The following is a 17,183-nucleotide window of genomic DNA, read 5'->3' as shown; positions in this document are numbered from 1 at the left end:
ATGGAGTGTAATAAACTGTTTGTCTGCTCAGAGGAAGGTGCCAAAATAATGGACGGCTGTTGCAGCGAAGAGTGCAAACAGAGTGAGTTCAAACGCCCCTTCGATCCCGATAATGCGTTCCGGCCCTTCAGAAAATGGTACAACTACTTTGATGATGAATTTAAAGATCGGGAAATGCAGGAACAGTAGGAAATGATGATAGCGCGAGCGTCCCGCACCTGCTGGCAATAGGGGCATAAACGAGACGCATACCCATCACCATTTGTCGGTTCAGCCGTAAAATTCAACAGCCTAAAAAAGGAATCGTTTGCAGAAAAGTTAAGCACAAAGATACTGCGAATTTCACGGCGGGCACAACGTTGTGATCTTAGTGGCTAAAATTTCTTGGGATTGGCATTCATAAATTTGTGCTTTACTGCACTCAGATTTAACGATTTAAAGGTTTCGCTCAAGCGTTCAAAAAATGAGCCGATATTCGACGTAGCGATTTATTTGATTCAATCAATAACCGCTATGTCGCAAAATCTCAATAATTGTTATATCTCTGCTCGCGTAAGTTTGCAACTTGTGCGATGGTTCATTTTAAACATGTGGGTACAAGTAACAAACTTGCACCAGTCGCCTATAATCCTATCCCAAATAGAAAAACCCCAATCCGGAAACCGAATTGGGGTTAAGTGCAAGTAGTGAAGAGCCTTATGTCTTCGTTTATTTGCGGTTTATTTGTCTTCCATCAGTTTTTTGAATTCGTCCAGTGTAGAACGAACTGCTTTCGCTGATGAGTCTAAAAGATGTTGTTCTTCTTCGTTTAAATCAACCTCAATAATCTCTTTGATTCCGCCGTGTCCCAACTTAACGGGTACACCTAGGAAAAGATCGTTGATTCCATACTCACCGTCCAATTTAGCAGCTACGGGGAAAACCCGGTTTTGATCGAGCATAATCGCCTCAACCATTTGTGCTGCTGCTGCACCGGGCGCGTACCAGGCCGATGTTCCCATCAACCCTACAATTTCACCACCGCCTTTCTTGGTTCGTTCAACAATAGCATCGAGTTTGTCTTTCTCGATCAGTTGTGTAACGGGAATACCCGCCACTGTGGTATATCTTGGAAGCGGAACCATCGTATCGCCATGGCCGCCCATCAGCAGTGCCTGAATGTCTTTTGGTGATATGTCGAGTTCCTGGGCGAGAAATGCACGATATCGCGCAGTATCCAGAATGCCTGCCATTCCCATCACTTTTTTAGAATCGAGTTTACTTGCAGTATGAGCAACGTAAGACATTACATCCAGGGGGTTGGAAACCACAATGATGATTGTATCCGGAGAGTGCTTTATCAATTCTTTGGTTACACTCTCAACAATATTGCTGTTAATTTCCAGAAGATCATCACGACTCATGCCGGGTCTTCTTGGAATTCCGGCTGTAATTACGCACACGTCTGAATCTTTGGTGTCCTCGTAATCAACCGTTCCGTTCAAACGAGTATCAAACCCGGAGATGGGAGATGTTTCCCACTGGTCTAGCGCTCGTCCCTTTGATGGATAAAATGTTTTGTCCCCTTCCTTTTTTTCGATGTCAACCATTACCACTTCTTTGGCAAAGTCGCGTTCGGCAATAGCAAATGCCACCGTTGAGCCTACATTTCCTCCGGCTCCTACAACAGTTACTTTCATGATTATATTTGATTTTATGAGTGTTTTATTGAAAAAGTTCGATATTCAAAAATTACAGAAATTCTGTGTTTATTGAATGAATACCGAGGTAGATTCTTTAATCTTTTCGTTTATCAAAGCCCCACATCAGTTTATTTCTCAATGTTTCAAAATAGTTTTGTTCGGGCAATTGTATAAGATCTACTGAAAAATCGCTTTGAATTATTTCGATGTCAAGTGTGCTGTTATGTGGCTGTACAATTCCATCATATGAAAATAAAATATGCTCAGATGTGCCTACACTTCGAACAGTCAAAGGCCGGTTGCTCGGCAATACTAATGGCCTTGTGGTTAAGGTGTGCGGGTTGATAGGTGTTACTACCATCACAGGGGTATTGGGCTGAATGATCGGTCCGCCGGCAGAAAGGTTGTAAGCTGTAGAACCTGTTGGAGAACTTATAATCAATCCATCCGCCCAGTAATGATTGATCAGTGAGCCATCGTACTCCACCTCAAGTTTAATCATGGAGGAGGTGTCTTTCCGGGAAAAAAGAAACTCGTTGAGGGCGTAAAATTGTTCACCTTCCTCTGTTTTTGCCTGGAGCATTTGACGTTTATCAAGTCGGTATTTTTTTTCAACTACACTTTGCAGAGCTTCCTCTATTTGAGAGGGCTGAATATTCGCCATAAAACCAAGCTTCCCGGTGTTGATACCTACCAGTGGTTTTTCAATTTCCTTAACAAGATGAGCGGTATGCAACATAGTTCCGTCTCCCCCCAAAGCAATGATTACATCAGCTTCTTGAATTGCTTTTTGCTCACTATCAACCACTGTAATGGTTTGTCCCTGTACTATTTCAGGGAACTGCTTTTTGATCTGTTCTGTAACAAATATTTTGGTTCCGTTAGCTTGTGCCCACAGGATAACTCGCTCAAGAGGATCTTGAATGGAATACTTTTCAGGATTTGCTATGATGCAAAAGCTCATTCAGCGCTGGTTATAGAATTTTGAACACTAACCTGGTCTATATGCAAAAGCCAGGGCACAGATGTGGATTCAATTCCCCTAACCCGATTTTTATAGATCCCGAGAATATCTGTATCTACACGCATCCAATAGTTTTCATCAATGGGACTAAGATTGTGATGCAGCGAACTGCTATTTCGGCTGTATATGGATGTTTGCCGGGTCGGAACCCGAATATCAAATAAAACCAGGGATGAATTCGGGGTAAAAATAATATTATGCAGTTCTGTTAAAATTTTCCGGGTAATTGCATCTTCCGTATAGCTTGAATAATACTGTTCAAGTGGTTCTGCATCTTCCGTGATCTCAAATTCGTCGACATTCAAAGAGATATCTCCCCGTGTTGAAAAATCTTCTTCTGTCAGGTAAGCAAGACGGCTTATCAACCATTGTTGATTAACTTCAGCCCCTTCGTTTAAATACAAAGCCGCAATGCGCGAAGCGTTATTCTGCACAAAGTTAAAGTTTTGCTGGTAAGAGGACTGAAGTTCTCCGTTTTCATTTAGAATTTGGTTTGATATTTCAGGTCCAATTTCGGGAATCCAATCAGTATCACTTGTAGAAAACTCCTGGAACAGATTCGATTCACTTTCAAACATCTGCATGTTAATCCGGTTGATGGGTGGCAGGTCACTTCCGTTGAAGCTATCTCTGCGTATCATCACAATTTGTCCATTATTTTCTACCCTGTTTAACTGATAAGGCCCTGTACCGACGGGCCGTTCTGAAAGAATTGATGAATTTCCAGAAATTGCTTCTTGTGGATAGATTAATAAATATGGAGATGCGAGTTTTGTTAGAAACTGAGGGTCTTTCTCTTTCAATACTATTGCCAGTGTTTGTCTGTCAATCACCTGAATTCCGGCTACGCTTTGCAAAACGCGCTGATCAGGATCGTAAACGGATCGTTGCTCAAGGTAGTAATTTTCAAACCCGCGGATGTTCATTAGTAACTGGGCGGCTTGACTGGGCACGTTAATACTGGCGGTTCTTTCGAGAGCAGTTTTAACATCCGAAGCATTTACCCTGCGGCCAATTCCGGAATTAAAAATGGAACTGTTATGAAAGAATTTATTTTGATTGAGGCGAAATACATATTCCAGGCTGTCTTCAGAAACTTCTAAGTTGCTTGCAATATCCGGGATAGGATTCCCCTGTCGGTCAAGGGTATACAATCCATCATAAATAAGAGTGAGTGCTCTCTGTGTACTCAAATTTTCGGCGAAGAGCGGATCAAAATTTGTGACAGAATCAATCAACCCGATTGTCAGTTGAGTAAATTCTTCTTCTGTTGAATCCTGCTGGGTGGTTTGCTGTGTGGCGGGCGCATCTTCAACAACCACAACTGTAGATTCCGATGAACTGCAAGCGTAGATACCGGTCATCAGAATCAGAAAGAATGCGAAATTTCGTAATGTATTTAGTTTCATCTATTTATTGGTTTTGAGTCCTTTAATGCCTTTAACAGCTTTTTGACTTAAAAGGTTTGTGTCGTAACTCTGGATGCGCCGTGCTTTTTGATTCTGATCTTCAACGGCTATATCAATTAACTCCAATAATAATTCCTTAAAAGTAATATCTGTCTCTTCCCAAAGATAAAACGAAAACGAGCCCGGTATGGTGTTAATTTCATTAAAATAAAATTGATGCGTCTCTTCATTTACTAAAAAATCAAGGCGAGCCAATCCACTGCAAGAGAGTAGCTTAAAAACTTCGATAGATGTTTCCCGGATTGCAGTTGTAAGTTTATCAGGTATTTTTGCAGGAATTTCGCGATCGGCTGATGCCATTCCCTTCGCCTCCTGGTCATTCATATATTTATCCTGGAAGGAGAGAAGTTCTTCTTTTCCCAGAGGACGTTCACATACGCTGGTACGTTGTTCCCTGGACGAGCCCAATACGGAGCAATTAATTTCCATTAACGGGGCAACAACCTTTTCAACCAACAGATGATCATCGTATTTAAAAGACGATTCAATAGCACGAATCAGTGCGTCCCGCTCTTTAACCACCTCAACACCAATACTGCTTCCTAAATGGACCGGTTTTACAATGACCGGGTAATCAAGCGATTCAATATTCTTGATAATGGATAATTGATTATCGATCCAGTTCTTCTCGACAAAATTAACACCTTCAACAACCGGAATACCATGAGTACGGCAGATCTCTTTGGCCATCACTTTATCCATTCCAATGGATGACCCCATCACACTACTTCCGGTACAAGGAATATTGAACATCTCGCAAGCTCCCTGGAAGGCCCCGTTTTCACCTTTCGATCCGTGAAAAGCATTTAAAACCGCATGTATGGGATGTGATTTTGATTTTGAGAACAAACCGGTCTTCTGTTCAATTAACACAGGTTGGCCAAAATCATTTTGACCAAAGAAACAGGCTATACTACTGTTTTCAAGTTTCTTGAGGTCCTCAAAATTTTTCAGGTCAAGTAGGTTTTCTCCGGTCAGCCACCGGCCATTTTTTGTGATATAAAGTGGGGTGACTTGATACTCGGAATCCTGGAGTGCGGCAATGGCCTGGTGAGCCGTAATTACAGAAACTTCATGTTCGGGTGAAGCACCTCCAAATGCTACCAATACAGTTTTTTGATCCATAAAAAAAGAAATCTTGTATGTCTACAGATGATACGAAGTTAGCCTGTGAATTGACAACGGGAGTCGTTGGTTGTTTGTAGTTCGTTGTGTGTTGTTTGTTGCAGTGTAGAATTAATTTACGAAGATAGCGCGATCGTCTCGCTCGTGCTCCTAACAACATGCACAAACAAAGATGTTTGCGCCATCCTTTACTCGTTCCCGAAGGTCCTCCTTCGGAACGTAAACCTGGAAGCTCTTGCTTCCATTCTTTAAACTCTAATAAACTATAACAGATAAAAGTCTCTAACCTTAATCCAAATTGTATCTCTCTAAAATCTCCATCACTTTATCAACAGGTAGTGCTTCCTGTGTATGTCCATTCCAGCCAGTCATGGTTTTGGCTTGAAAGAGGGAATTAAGGATCGCTTCTTCTGTGGCTTCCACAGCGGCGAGAAATAGTGGTGTCATTTCACTGTTTTTCAATTTGTTGATGGAATATACTGCTTCATCATCCTGATGAATACGAACTTCTTTATGAGTCGAAAATGCAATGACGTAATCACCACTTCCGTTTGATGCAAATCCGCCGACCCGGACTACTCCAAGAAATGCACGTTTGGCGAGGCGTTCCAGGTTTCGCGATGTGATCGGAGCATCCGTTGCGACGATGATCATGATTGATCCGTCTGTATCATAACTATAGCCGTCTGACCGCCGGGAGGGTTCTGGTGGCGCAATTGAAGCCAGATCATACGGAATCTCATTTGCCATGTAATGATTTTTGAGTTCTTCCCCTACAGGCGCTCCGTTGATCGTCAGGATTCCACCAAAATTGGACTGAACCAAAACGCCAACGGTATAACCCCCGCGACCTGAAGGTAAAACTCGGGATGCCGTGCCAATTCCTCCTTTAAATCCCAGCGCCCGGGTTCCCGTTCCGGCTCCTACATTTCCCTCTTCAACTGTACCGGTTTTGGCATTTCCGATTGCTGCGTATACATCATCAATGGTTACGTTTCTCGCTCGGATCTCGTTCAGCCAGCCGTCATTCGTCTCACCAACTACGGGATTGACCGATCTTACATTCTCATTTCCGGGTTGATTGAGTACATAATCAGAAATACCATTGGCAACTGTATGAATGCTGAGAGTATTGGTGAGGCCGATGGGCGTTTCTATCTCTCCAAGCTCGCGAACCTGGGTAAAGCCAAGTGCTTTGCCAAATCCATTTCCCACGTATACTGCCGCCGGGACTCGTTCCTGAAAAATATTTCCGTCATGCGGAAGAATAGCAGTAACACCGGTTCGAATGCCATCTCCTTCAATAATCGTTTGATGTCCCACTTTTACCCCGGCTACATCGGTAATTGCATTAAACTCACCCGGAGTTAGAATGCCTGTTTCAATTCCAAGATCACGAGCTCGTTGTGAATGGGCTGAATCGGCGAAGAATAGAAAAATGAGAACTGCAAAAGGGAAAAGTAGTCTATGCTTCATGCAAGTAGTAGATAGATTTTAGTAGACCGTTGATGGAAAGGAACTGCAACTCAAAGTAATTGTCAACTTTATGCACTCCACATTCCTCAAATCGAAACAAAAAACTATCCACCTAAAAACAGATACTTTGGACTAGTTAAAATCACAATTCTCGCCACGACAACACTCCTCTACGTTAATTCCGCACGAAGAACATTGTCCATGGCCGTGTACCCAAACTAAAGGAGCAAGCTGTCCACAGTATATGCATCTTCGCTGCCCATTAGTTTTGGAGATAGAGTTAGAGTCCTCGGTCGAAGAAGCTTTGGCGTAGTTGACTCGCTTGTACTCGTCGGATGATGGCACATATGAAGACCTTTGCGCCATCTCACTGTCTGTGTCTGGTCTTTCTTTATTCTTCTTCAGTAAGTTCACGATAGGCTACATCCACATTTCTTGAGAGTGAAAGAAAATCGCTCGGGCTGATAAAGTTAGGGAATTCATCGAATGATTCAATATCCATCAGTTCCTCTTTGCTATGTCCTTCTGCAATTCCCCGGCGGGTGTATTCCATCAGATGGGAGAGGAAATCTCGCATGTGGAGCAAATCATCGCCGCTTCCGGTTACACCGAATTCAGGGTTTCCATGTCCAAAAATAAACTGTGTGTCAGAATTCGCTTCAGAAACGACATTTTCTAACGTGGTAATCCAGTTTGCAATCAAAGCACCACCACCGCGATCGATGAAAGGATAGAGCCGATTGAACATCAGGTCTCCCATGTGGGCAACATTGGCATTTTCAAACCAAATCACGGAATCGCCGCCGGTATGAGCCGGTCCATAGTGTTTAGCGTGAATAGTTTCATTGCCCATATCCATATCATATTGCTCCTCAAATGTGGTGCCGGGAACGGTTGGTTGATTGTCGGAACCTTCAGCTGACATCCGCATTAAATCCGGTACATTAGCATGACCAATAATCTGGTAACTGTTCTCTTCAAAAACGGAGTTCCCGCCGGTATGATCACCATGATGATGCGTATTAAACAACACCTTTTCGGGCCCGCCACCAAAATTGGAAATGCCGCTTATAAAATTACCGGCTGGATCCGGATATTGAGAGTCAATCGCCACAATCGCATCTTCAGTTGTAAACCAGCCGATGGTTCCACCCTGCATGGTAAAAATACCAACGCCATTTCTGAGTTCAGTAAAGTTAGAGTCCTGTAGAAATTTTAGTTTTGGCAAGAAAGCTGATCCGGCCAAGAGTAGTGCAACCTGTTTTAAGAAATCAATGCGTTTCATAAGTTATATGGATTTTATTCGAGGTGGTGTTCGTCGCGAATCAACAAAAGTATGGCTGCGTGAGGAACGATCAGGAAATTCTCATTTTCAAATTCAATTTCATGTGAACGGCTTTTCAGAAAAATAGCGAGATCGCCTTCTTTGGCCTGCATGCCGATATATTTCGGGTCAGAAGTTTGATCTTTCCAGGGCTCATCTATTTCCTGTGACGGTATTGGGTATCCCGGCCCGGTTTTGATAATATAGCCACTCTGAATCTCTTCTTTCTCTTTCACGGTTGCGGGAAGTACAAGTCCGCTTTTGGTACGGGTTTCCATGTCACGCGGTTTGATGAGAACCCGATCGCCAATAATGATAAATTTGTCAACTGAATTAAGGTATTCCTGGATCATTCAAATGTTGATTGATTTCAAATTAAAACAAAAAGCTGAACAGAAAGTTCGCAAAAAGTGTATTGAATACAAATTTTACGTCCCGGAGTAGCGATTGTATTTTTTCGAAATTGCAAGATATTCAGTAAAGTTGAAATGATTATAGTTTATTTCGAGTATTGAAATAGTATACTATAACGCGTTTACCGGTTCAATGACCTTCAAGCGTCCGAAGGTTCTTGAAGCGTCTTTTTTGGTGATTTTCAATAAGAAGACGTGACGCTTGAAGGACTTCCGCTCTGCCTGTCTGCCGAAGCCTCGGCACAGGCAGGCTTCAGACTCTTCAAGGACACTTCTTTATAAATACTTGAAGCGGTATACTATAAGCATTTTAACAAAACCAAATTTCTAATGATCACCAGCAAAACGTTCCTCTCATCCATATTTATATTAATCAGTTTTGTAACTATCCCGCCCTCTGTATTCGCACAGATCGATCGTGAAGCCGGGCCCATGAATATGACTCGTTCCGAGGTAATAGCGGAAAACGGGATGGTTGCAACCAGCCACCCATTAGCTACACAAATTGGACTGGATATATTGAGGCAGGGTGGGAATGCCATTGATGCCGCTATAGCAGCCAATGCCGCTACGGGTTTGATGGAACCGACGGGCAATGGAATTGGGGGAGACCTTTTTGCAATTATTTGGGATGCAGAAACGGAGCAGTTATACGCCTTGAATGCAAGCGGCCGATCGCCAACGGGGCTTTCATACGAGGAACTTATAGCTGAACTGGAGAACCAAGGAGCAGAATCTATTCCGTCTTATAGCCTGCTTTCCGTTTCTGTGCCCGGCGCTGTAGATGGCTGGTTTGAAATGCACGATCGTTTCGGGTCAATGTCCATGACTGATATTTTAGCCCCTGCCACTCATTATGCCGAGGAGGGTTTTCCAGTTACAGAAGTGATCTCCGCAAGTTGGAGACGAAGTGTTCCTTTTCTCAAAGATCAGCCCGGAGCATTCGAAGAGACATTTACGATAGACGGGGAGGGTCCTGAAAAAGGGGAGATTTTCAAAAATCCGGACTTGGGTAACACCTTTCGACTTTTGGCCAGGCAGGGGCGTGATGCTTTTTATTGTGGCGAAATTGCAGAAAAAGTAGATTCATACATGCGCGAACATGGTGGATATCTCCGATACGAAGATTTTGAAAAACACCACTCTGAATGGGTTGATCCTGTATCGACAAACTATCGCGGATATGATGTATACCAGGTTGGCGGAAATGTTCAGGGAACTGCGGTTTTGCAGATGCTGAACATCCTGGAGGGTTTCGACTTGGCCTCCAAGGGATTTGCCAGTACTGAAACACTTCACCTGCTTATTGAGGCAAAAAAATTGGCGTTTGAAGACCGTGCAAAGCATTATGCAGATCCCGACTTTCAGGATGTTCCGTATGATGTTTTACTCTCCAAAGAATATGCTGCCGAACGCCGTGAATTGATCGGAGATGAAGCTTTGGCAGATCTCAGTTCCGGTGTGGAGCAGCTTGAGGAAGGTGATACGATCTTCTTAACAACAGCTGACAAAGACGGAAATATGGTTTCACTGATTCAGAGTAATTTCCGGGGGATGGGTACGGGGTTTGTCGTTCCGGGAACCGGATTCAGTTTTCAAAATCGCGGTGAACTTTTTTCACTTGATCCGGAACATCCCAATGTTTACGAGCCCGGTAAAAGGCCGTTTCATACTATCATTCCTGGTTTTGTAATGAAAGATGGAAAACCCTGGTATGCTTATGGAAATATGGGAGGTGCATATCAACCTGTCGGTCATGTTAGTTTACTGACTAATATCATAGATTTTGGAATGAACATTCAGCAGGCGGGTGATGCTCTACGGTGGTCGCATTCCGGATCAACCCAGCCAACTGACAGTTTATCTGAAAGGCTGGATGGCCCGGGACAAGTAAGTATTGAATCTTCTATAGATTTCGAGGTAGTTCGTGAGCTGCGAGCGAAAGGACATAATGTGCAGATTGGTAACAGCTTTTTTGGCCGCTACCAGGGAATTATGCGAGATCATGAGAAAGGAGTCTATTTCGGAGCATCTGAATCCAGGGTAGACGGTCAGGCTGCAGGGTATTGATTTTTCAGACAACTCTTGAACGTTTTCATAGCTCAGAGCTTTTTATATAAATGAAATTCTAAAAGAAAGCGAGATTACAGATGAAGACGAAAAGTGTAGGAATCATCGGAATGGGATGGGTCGGTTCTAGTGTAGCCAGCTCGATATTGCAGCAAGGTGTGTGCCGCGAACTCCTGCTGAACGACATCAATGAAGAGATTGCAGAGGGTGAGGCGATGGACCTCAATCACGGCTCGCCATTTTATCCGAGTGCTAATGTAAAGGCGGCAACAGTAGAGGATATGCTTAAATGTGATGCAATAGTAATTACAGCGGGAAGAGGTGGTGAATCGGATGAATCGAGATTAAATTTGTTAAATGAGAACATTAAGATTGTTCGTACTATTTCGAAGCAGTTGAAAGGATATGAAGGAATATTGATCGTCGTGAGCAACCCGGTTGACGTGATTACCTACTATTATCAAAAATTGACTGGAATTCCATCAAATAGGGTTATGGGAACTGGTACTATGCTCGATACTGCACGGTTGATGGATATAGTGGGAGATAAAATTAATGTCGATTCCAAAAGCATTAAGGCAGAGGTAATTGGTGAACATGGTGATTCTGAAGTGGTTCTTTGGTCAAAAGCTCTGGTAGGGAATACGCCACTTCAAAGTTGGGAGGGATGGAGTAAAGAGTATGAAAATGAGATTACCGAACAGGTAAAAAATGCAGCCTATGAAATCATAAAAAGAAAGGGAGCCACCAATCACGCTATTGGAATGGTAACGGCAACACTCATCAAATGGATTATGAGAAATGAAAACAGGATCATTACCGTCTCTTCAGTGGTCAACGGTGCCTATAGCTTGAATGATGTTGCGATTTCACTGCCATGCCTGATATCATCAAACGGAATTGAACGGATACTAGAAAGTGAAATCAGCATGGAAGAGATGGAGAATTTGCGACACTCGGCATCAGTGATTCATGATGCCATCAATTCTGTTAAAAGCTGAGATAAATCGCCGGTTCAAATTCAAAAAAAGCTAATTTGCCGGATATAGTTATAGATAAGTCTCAGCATATTTTTTAGGCCATCGTCTTTTGAAAATGAACGATGTAAATTTTTTTGGACGCTGACAGGTTAATAGAGCTGAAAATATATTTCACAAAAAGTACCGAACACCGATTCCACCATTTACATCAAAATCTGTGCCTGGGACGAGATCAAAGATCGGAGCAACTTCAAAAAACACGCTGAAACGGCTATGAGGTATTACATAATGCAGGCCTAACGGAAATCGTGGGCCAAATTTCGCATCATCTGCTAAAATAGCCCTGGCGCCAATTCCATAGAAAAAGGTGAGAGATCCGCGATCGACACTAAGCTGGTCGTGTTTCAGGTAGTCGGCGTGGACATGAATTTTATCATCTCTTCCCAGCGACCAAGCCAAGGCCCCATCGATCGCTCTTGTGCCCGACTGCCAAACCTGGATGCTTACACCGGTTGGTTCCCCTAAAACCACACCGAGTTCCGTACTGCCGGAGCGATATTGAGCATGAGCGTTGTCCAAAAACGAAAAACATACAAGAATAAGAGCTGATAAAAGAGTCGACTTCAAATAATTGAGATCATTCATGAAGCGAAAAAACTGATGATAATTAATGTGTATTCTGTAACTGAACTTTAACAGGAAATATCATGAAAAGTTTCAGATTTGTGAAATATAGTGCCTATCATTTGACGAGTTTACAGAGAACAAAAATCATCGTTTGAAATGTATATGTAGTAATGGATAAAAAACTTCTTCTTATTTTTGTGAAGAATCCCGAGAAAGGAAAGGTAAAAACCAGGTTGGCCAAAACAGTAGGAAATGATAAAGCCTATAATACCTACCTCAGGTTGTTGGATTATACGATGAAGGTAGCCGCAATGACAGAAGCACAAAAGCAGATCTGGTATTCTTCGTTTATTGATCACGAGGATGGATTCGAAAGTCAGCCGACAGGCCGTCCAAAGCATTCAGGCGGCTCAGTGACCAAATTTGAAAAAAAATTGCAAAGGGGTGAAAATCTTGGTGCACGAATGCAAAACGCTTTTCAGGATGGTTTTAAAGGAGAATACGGGAAAATTGTTATTATCGGGAGCGACTGCCCAGGAATAACCTCCGAAATCATAGAAGAAGCATTCACGGAATTGGATGGAAAAGATGTAGTCATTGGCCCTTCTGAAGATGGTGGTTATTACCTCTTAGGACTTAAGAAAATGATACCCGGAATTTTTGAGGATATTTCATGGAGTACGGAAGATGTGTTCTCCGAGACTGTGAAGGTTTTGAAAAACGAAAAGATGGATTACGGCTTACTTCCTACTTTGAATGATATAGATACCGAAGAAGATTTACGAAAAAGCGATTTTGAATGAGCGATTTTTTCATCAGCATAATCATTCCAACATTAAATGAAGAGGTAAAACTTGGGGGGCTTTTGAAGCACCTTAAAAAAAACTGTTCGGAAATTTCTCACGAGATAATCATTGCCGATGGCGGGAGTGATGACGGGACGGTTCAAATCGCAGAAAGTTTTGGTGCAACTGTTATTCATTGCCAAAAAAAAGGTCGTGCAGCCCAAATGAACGAGGGTGCTGAACATTCAAGCGGAACTATTCTGTACTTTTTGCACGCCGATACATTTCCACCACAGAATTTTTCAGATTACATCAGCCAATCTTTTAAAAAGGGTTACAAATCCGGGTGTTTTCAGTTAGTATTTGATGATCCGGATCCACTCCTTACATTTTACGGTTGGTTTACCCGCTTTAGGCTGACTCTTTTTCGGTTTGGCGACCAGAGTTTATTCGTCGAAAAAACTCTCTTTGAAGAGGTGGGTGGTTTCGATGAATCGATGATTGTTATGGAGGATCAGAAGATCGTGCGGGAACTCAAAAAAGCGGGTTCATTTCAACTGCTTGATGAACGTGTTACTACATCTGCAAGGAGATACAAAGTAAATGGAGTGATTCGATTGCAGGCTGTATTTTTTTTGATTTTACTTCTCTATTACTCCGGAGTAAGCCAAAGTACATTAGTTCATGTTTATAAAGAATTTATAGATAATTAACTCTGTAAGGTTTTTTGACTGCTAATAGATAAAGAGAGAAGTTTTCAGAATTAAAAACGCTTCCACAACTTTTGGTGTTAGAAGGGTGATTGATAATTCAAATACTGGTAAAAAATCGTTAATTTTTAAGCCAAGTTAACAGCCCGTTAACATATGTTTCCTATACTATTTTGTCAGTATTCGAACACTAAAAACTAAAGCTAAAAATAAACTCTATGACACGTCAAATACTATTAATATTAACCCTGTCACTACTTCCCTTGACGCTTTTTGCGCAGGGTACTACATCGGGGTCTATTGAGGGTACTATTACGGACGAGACCGGAGAGTCTTTGCCTGGTGCAAATATTATTGCGGTTCATCAACCAACAGGTACCGAATATGGAACTTCGAGTCGTGTAGACGGCGGATATACAATAAGAAATGTTCGCGTAGGTGGTCCTTACGAAGTAAGAGTCACTTTCATCGGCTTCAACCCACAAATTAAAGAGGTCGGAAATATCGAACTTGGAGAGAGGGTTTCGTTAGATTTCCAACTCGAAGAGGGATCTCTTGAGCTTGGACAAATTTCAGTTACTGCAGTACCTGACCAGATATTCAATTCTGACCGAACAGGTGCCAGTAAAAATATTTCAACGGAACAAATTTCGCGAACACCTACTGTTTCGCGGTCACTTTCTGATTTCACACGGTTAACCCCACAGGTAACAAGCGGAAACAGTTTTGGTGGTGCGAATGACCGGTATAATAACATACTTGTTGACGGTGCTACACTGAATGATGTATTTGGACTTGGTGATGCAACTCCGGGTTCACAAGCTGGTGTATCTTCACCATTAAGTATCGACGCAATTGCCGAATTTAATGTAGACATTGCCCCGTTTGATGTAACCAATAATGGTTTTACAGGTGGACAGGTGAATGCCATTACAAAGAGTGGTACAAATACCTATGAAGGGTCAGTCTACTTTCAAACGAGAAATGAATCATTGGTTGGAACATACATAGGAGAGGATGGAGAAACCGCTAATGATTTTCCGGAATTTTCTGAAAGATATGTTGGGTTGAATATTGGAGGTCCCATTATAAAGGATAAACTCTTTTTCTTCGTAAATGGAGAGTTTCGAAGGGAAACACAACCGATTACAACCGGTATTTTAAATAGTGGTGCTCCGAATACTATTGATTTTTCAGCTGATACTTTTAATGAGGTAAGAAATATATTTCAAAACCAATATGGCTACGATCCCGGTAATTACGAATCACCACTTGACCAAGATCAAAACAACAATAAGCTTTTGGTTAAGTTGGATTATAACATTAATCAAAGCAATAAATTAACATTCAGATATAATCATGTTGATGCTTTGGATGATGATGGTATTGGCCGTGGTCGTTTTTCTTACGATTTCAGTAATCGACAATATCAATTCAACAGTAATCAGAATTCATTTGTAGCACAGTTAAATAGTACTATAGGTAATAACAGCTATAATGAAGCCCGTGTAGTTTATACTCGAATTCGTGATTCAAGAGATGTAAAAGCAGAAGCATTTCCACAGGTTGAAGTGAGTATTCCTTTTGAGAATGATCCAGGTGATTTTGGTAGCATTGTTGCCGGAATTGATCGTTTCTCTCAGGCCAATGCTTTAGATCAGGATTTGATTGAGATCACAAACAACTTTACATATATAAGTGGAAATCACGAGTTCACGATTGGAACAAACAATCAAATTTTTACATTCGATAATCTCTTTGTTCAAGATGCTTTCGGTACATATACATTTTTTAGTATTGAAGATCTTAGAAATGGAGATCCTGTTGAATACCTCCATAGTTACTTATTACCAGGTGGTAGTCCAACAGCTAACTTCACTGGAATGCAATTTGGTCTTTACGTACAGGATAAATGGTCTGCGACGGATAACTTAAAAATCACGTATGGTTTGAGAGCAGATGTTCCAATTTTACCCGACGATCCTACTTTTAATCCTTTGGTACCAGATGCTTTCCCTGGATACTCAACTGATCGAGTTGCAAGCGGAAATATTCTTTGGAGTCCGCGATTTGGATTTAACTGGGACTTAAGTGGCGGTGAAAGAACAACACAGTTCCGTGGTGGTGTAGGAATCTTCTCAGGGACACCTCCTTTTGTTTGGATTTCTAACCAATATAGTAATACCGGTAACGATTATGGACGTGTAGATGCTTTCAATTTTGGAAGATTTGATGGTCTTTTTTCACCAGATCCAAATAATCAGCCAACGCCGGGAGAAAGTGATGTCCTTGAGCCAATAGAGACTTCTGAAATTAATTTGATTTCAGAGGATTTTAAATATCCTCAATCATTAAAGGTGAATCTTGCTCTTGATCAAGAATTGCCAATGGGAATTGTTGGAACTCTTGAGGGTGTTTATTCTAAAGGTATCAATGATGTAGTGTTTAAAAATCTTAACATCGAACAAGTTGGGGAATCTGCATACGGGCGACCAATTTATGGAGATATTTTCTTCAACGAACGATTTGGAAATGCTTCCGGACGCCCCTCACGTATTGACGAAAACTTTACAAATGCACTCCTTCTGAGTAATTCAAACGACAATTACCAGTACAGTATCACAGGATCGCTTGAGAAACAGTTCGATTTTGGTTTAGATGTAGATTTCTCGTACACATATAACCGAGCACGAAATGTTAATAATGGTACATCAAGCCGTGCAATTTCAAACTGGCAGTTTAATGAAAATGTGGATGTAAACAATCCTAAAGTTGGTACTGCTGATTTCGAAAGAAGGCACCGAATTCTGGGTGTTGTTTCCTACCAATTTGCATGGTTAGAACGATTAGCAACTACCATCTCGTTGATTTATGATGGCCGATCCGGTACACCATATAGCTGGATCTATAATGGCGATGCAAACGGTGACGGTCGATTTGATAACGACTTGATCTATGTACCAGCCAATGAGAATGAAGTTGTTCTTACAAGTAATAATTGGAGTGAATTTGATGGATGGATATCCAGCAAGGAATCTCTCAGCGACTACAGAGGTGGTTTTGTTGACAGAGGAACAGCTCGTGAGCCATGGACAAATTTCCTTGATTTGAGGATAAGTCAACAAGTTCAGACATTTTCAGGACAGTCGATTGAATTCAGCGCGAGTATGTTTAATGTACTTAACTTCCTCAACGAAGAGTGGGGTGTTCGAAAAGGTGTAAGCTTTAACAACTACAGAGCATTTAACTTTCAACAATATGTTGGTGAAGACTTTATCGCTGAGAATCCCGAATTTGGTTTGAGCTCTGGTGATATTGGAAAACCAGTCATTAGCTTTAATCCTGATAATGTAACTGAAGAAAGCCTTTACAGCATCAGTGACTTAAGCTCACGGTGGCAAATGCAATTTAGCGTTCGTTACAACTTCTAATTTATTGTGACGGATATACGTTTTATAAGGCCCTGTATGGTTTGCAGGGCCTTTCTTTTTTGATTAT

Annotated in this window: 13 protein-coding genes and 1 pseudogene; 6 read left to right on the top strand and 8 right to left on the bottom strand. The window is 41.8% G+C overall.

Going from position 1 to position 17,183, the window contains the following annotated elements; genetic code table 11:
- Window positions 1–189, top strand: a pseudogene (locus tag L6773_RS08055) (rhodanese-related sulfurtransferase); the annotation flags it as partial.
- Between the two features lie 530 nt (window positions 190–719).
- On the opposite strand, the gene mdh reads toward L6773_RS08055, so the two are convergent.
- From mdh to L6773_RS08020, 7 genes are all read right to left on the bottom strand, one after another.
- Window positions 720–1,679, bottom strand: coding sequence for a malate dehydrogenase (mdh, locus tag L6773_RS08050; RefSeq protein WP_237853359.1), 960 nt, complete (start codon window positions 1,677–1,679; stop codon window positions 720–722).
- A 97-nt stretch (window positions 1,680–1,776) separates the two neighbouring features.
- A complete protein-coding gene (locus L6773_RS08045; RefSeq protein ID WP_237853358.1) occupies window positions 1,777–2,646 on the bottom strand; it encodes an NAD(+)/NADH kinase in 870 nt (289 codons plus the stop codon).
- Window positions 2,643–4,115: an ABC transporter substrate-binding protein gene (locus L6773_RS08040; RefSeq protein ID WP_237853357.1), complete on the bottom strand. Its 1,473-nt coding sequence runs from the start codon at window positions 4,113–4,115 to the stop codon at window positions 2,643–2,645. The genes L6773_RS08045 and L6773_RS08040 overlap by 4 nt, the downstream gene beginning before the upstream one ends.
- A complete protein-coding gene (locus L6773_RS08035) occupies window positions 4,116–5,300 on the bottom strand; it encodes a D-alanine--D-alanine ligase family protein (protein WP_237853356.1) in 1,185 nt (394 codons plus the stop codon). It abuts the gene before it with no gap.
- A 288-nt stretch (window positions 5,301–5,588) separates the two neighbouring features.
- Window positions 5,589–6,776, bottom strand: a complete 1,188-nt coding sequence (locus L6773_RS08030) for a DmpA family aminopeptidase (RefSeq protein WP_237853355.1) — start codon at window positions 6,774–6,776, stop codon at window positions 5,589–5,591.
- A gap of 391 nt (window positions 6,777–7,167) precedes the next feature.
- The gene (locus L6773_RS08025) at window positions 7,168–8,061 is read right to left on the bottom strand and encodes an MBL fold metallo-hydrolase (protein ID WP_237853354.1); all 894 of its coding nucleotides are present in this window, start codon (window positions 8,059–8,061) and stop codon (window positions 7,168–7,170) included.
- Between the two features lie 14 nt (window positions 8,062–8,075).
- Complete coding sequence (locus L6773_RS08020) at window positions 8,076–8,453, bottom strand: co-chaperone GroES (protein ID WP_237853353.1); 378 nt, start codon at window positions 8,451–8,453, stop codon at window positions 8,076–8,078.
- Between the two features lie 390 nt (window positions 8,454–8,843).
- Between L6773_RS08020 and ggt the strand changes: the two genes are divergently transcribed.
- Window positions 8,844–10,583: a gamma-glutamyltransferase gene (gene ggt, locus L6773_RS08015; RefSeq protein ID WP_237853352.1), complete on the top strand. Its 1,740-nt coding sequence runs from the start codon at window positions 8,844–8,846 to the stop codon at window positions 10,581–10,583.
- An 80-nt stretch (window positions 10,584–10,663) separates the two neighbouring features.
- Window positions 10,664–11,584 (top strand): L-lactate dehydrogenase, encoded by a 921-nt coding sequence (locus L6773_RS08010; protein WP_237853351.1) that lies wholly within the window; start codon window positions 10,664–10,666, stop codon window positions 11,582–11,584.
- A gap of 150 nt (window positions 11,585–11,734) precedes the next feature.
- On the opposite strand, the gene L6773_RS08005 is transcribed toward L6773_RS08010, so the two are convergent.
- Window positions 11,735–12,208 (bottom strand): hypothetical protein, encoded by a 474-nt coding sequence (locus tag L6773_RS08005; RefSeq protein WP_237853350.1) that lies wholly within the window; start codon window positions 12,206–12,208, stop codon window positions 11,735–11,737.
- 152 nt (window positions 12,209–12,360) lie between these two features.
- Between L6773_RS08005 and L6773_RS08000 the strand changes: the two genes are divergently transcribed.
- From L6773_RS08000 to L6773_RS07990, 3 genes are all read left to right on the top strand, one after another.
- A complete protein-coding gene (locus L6773_RS08000; RefSeq protein ID WP_237853349.1) occupies window positions 12,361–12,993 on the top strand; it encodes a TIGR04282 family arsenosugar biosynthesis glycosyltransferase in 633 nt (210 codons plus the stop codon).
- Window positions 12,990–13,688, top strand: a complete 699-nt coding sequence (locus tag L6773_RS07995; protein ID WP_237853348.1) for a TIGR04283 family arsenosugar biosynthesis glycosyltransferase — start codon at window positions 12,990–12,992, stop codon at window positions 13,686–13,688. Before L6773_RS08000 ends, L6773_RS07995 begins: the two co-directional genes overlap by 4 nt.
- Window positions 13,689–13,903: 215 nt before the next feature.
- A complete protein-coding gene (locus tag L6773_RS07990) occupies window positions 13,904–17,116 on the top strand; it encodes a TonB-dependent receptor (RefSeq protein ID WP_237853347.1) in 3,213 nt (1,070 codons plus the stop codon).
- Window positions 17,117–17,183 lie beyond the last annotated feature (67 nt).

This window comes from Rhodohalobacter sulfatireducens (assembly GCF_022012475.1).
GTDB classification, from domain to species: domain Bacteria; phylum Bacteroidota; class Rhodothermia; order Balneolales; family Balneolaceae; genus Rhodohalobacter; species Rhodohalobacter sulfatireducens.
Note: the sequence above shows the minus strand (reverse complement) of the source record. Positions and strands in the feature narration are given on the sequence as shown.